Source organism: Pantoea sp. CTOTU49201, from assembly GCF_032054795.1.
Taxonomy (GTDB): Bacteria; Pseudomonadota; Gammaproteobacteria; order Enterobacterales; family Enterobacteriaceae; genus Pantoea; species Pantoea symbiotica.
On record NZ_DAMBSA010000088.1, the window covers coordinates 11408 to 13178 of the forward strand.

A 1771-nucleotide genomic window follows, 5' to 3' on the forward strand; every position below is an offset into this window, starting at 1 on the left:
GCTTTAATCGAAATGGCGATTTTGTTGATCATCGCCTGCACTTCGGTCAGCGTTTCCCAGCGCGGCTTGCCGGTTTCCTGGGCGATAGTTTCCGCCAGCGCGGTTTTATGGCTTTCGAGCAGACGGGCAAAACCTTCCACCAGCGCCTGTCGTTCCGCAAACGGTTTTTTCGCCCACTGCGGGAACGCCGCGCGCGCCGCTTCACAGGCCGTAGCCACTTGTGCTGCCGATGCCGCTTTGCCCTGCCACAGCGTTTCGCCAGTAACCGGATTGTGTTTGCTCAGGGCGTCAGCGCCACCGGTCACCCATTGACCATGAATAAAATGCGTCATGCTTTTTTCTCCTCGCGACACAGCGTGACCACACGCAGTTGATCGCCAATGTTGCAGTGCAGCGCCGCGCGCTGGCTTTCAGTCAGTTTTACCGTGCCAGATGCCATATCCACCGGCAGCAGCGCCACGCGGAAATGCTGGTAATCGGCGTTCGCCACCAGACACAGCGGCCAGCTCTCATCGGCGGCACCGCTCTCAGCGGTTAACTGGCGACTCTTGCGAATGGCACGGATGCGATCGATTTCGCACTCCAGCGTCGGGCCGCCGTCGAAGATGTCGACATAGTTGAGATAGCGGAAACCTTCCGCCTCCAGCACCGCACGCGCTGGCGCGGTTTTCGGATGAACTTCGCCAATCACTTTTTGCGCCGCTTCAGACAGATAATGAATGTAGAGCGGATGTTTGGGCATCAGCTCGGCGATAAAGGCTTTCTGGCCGGTGCCGCTGAGGAAATCGGCTTTGCTGAACTCCATCGAGAAGAAGCGACTGCCGACACTGTCCCAGAAGGGCGACTGGCCATTGTCATCGCTGACGCCACGCATCTCCGCCACCACGTGCTTCATAAAGCGGTCGCGGAAATTAGCCATAAACAGAAAACGCGATTTCGACAGCAGATGGCCGTTTTTGCCATCGCGGTAATCAGGATCGAGGAATAACGTGCACAGCTCGCTGCTGCCGGTATGATCGTTGCTCAGCGACAGCGTCGGTAGGCTAGCATACACATTCAGTTCTTTCGAGGCGTGCACCTGCGTGCCAACGCGAAAGTTGTACCAGGGATCCTGCAAACCCACCGCCGCTTCGATGGCGCAAATGCCGACGGCGCGATTGTCTTCGCTGTCGGCCAGCACAAACACATAGCCTTGTTCGGCAGGCGGAAGCGCACCTTGCCAGGTGAGCAGCGAACGCTCAATTCGGGCTTTGAGCGTATCGCTATCCGCAGGCAGCGAGGTTAAGCCGCCCCCGGTTTTGCCCGCCAGCGACAACAACTGCGAAAGATCGTCACGTTCGACGGGGCGAATCACCATCATGATGTGGCTCCTTTGAGCACGCGTTCACAGGCACGTTCGAAGCGCGCCAGACCTTCTTTTACTTCACGCTCGCTGATGTTCAACGCTGGCGCAAAACGCACCACGTTAGCGCCGGCAATCAGCACCATCACGCCCTCTTCGGCCGCAGTGAGGTTGAACTGTTTGGCTTTACCGGCGAAATCGTCGTTTAGCACCGCGCCAATCAGCAGCCCCAATCCGCGCACTTCTTTAAACACCGGCAGACGCTGGTTAAGTTCCTGCAACGCAGTAACAAACCATTGATGACGCTCGGTTACGCCCGCCATAAAGGCTGGCTGGTTGATCAACTCCATCACTTTGCCCGCGACTGCGCCCGCCAGCGGGTTGCCGCCGTACGTGGTGCCGTGCGTGCCGACGCCCATTACCTGCGCT

3 protein-coding genes are annotated in these 1771 nt (G+C 58.3%); all 3 read right to left on the bottom strand.

Going from position 1 to position 1771, the window contains the following annotated elements:
- Positions 1 to 332 (bottom strand): aldehyde dehydrogenase family protein (locus RTY00_RS08765; RefSeq protein ID WP_312664143.1); only part of this gene is annotated, 332 nt, incomplete at its 3' end.
- Positions 329 to 1360 (bottom strand): arginine N-succinyltransferase, encoded by a 1032-nt coding sequence (gene astA, locus RTY00_RS08770; RefSeq protein WP_312664144.1) that lies wholly within the window; start codon positions 1358 to 1360, stop codon positions 329 to 331. The genes astA and RTY00_RS08765, both read right to left, overlap by 4 nt.
- Positions 1357 to 1771: aminotransferase class III-fold pyridoxal phosphate-dependent enzyme (locus tag RTY00_RS08775; RefSeq protein ID WP_312664145.1), on the bottom strand; the 415-nt coding region annotated here is incomplete at its 5' end. The genes astA and RTY00_RS08775, both read right to left, overlap by 4 nt.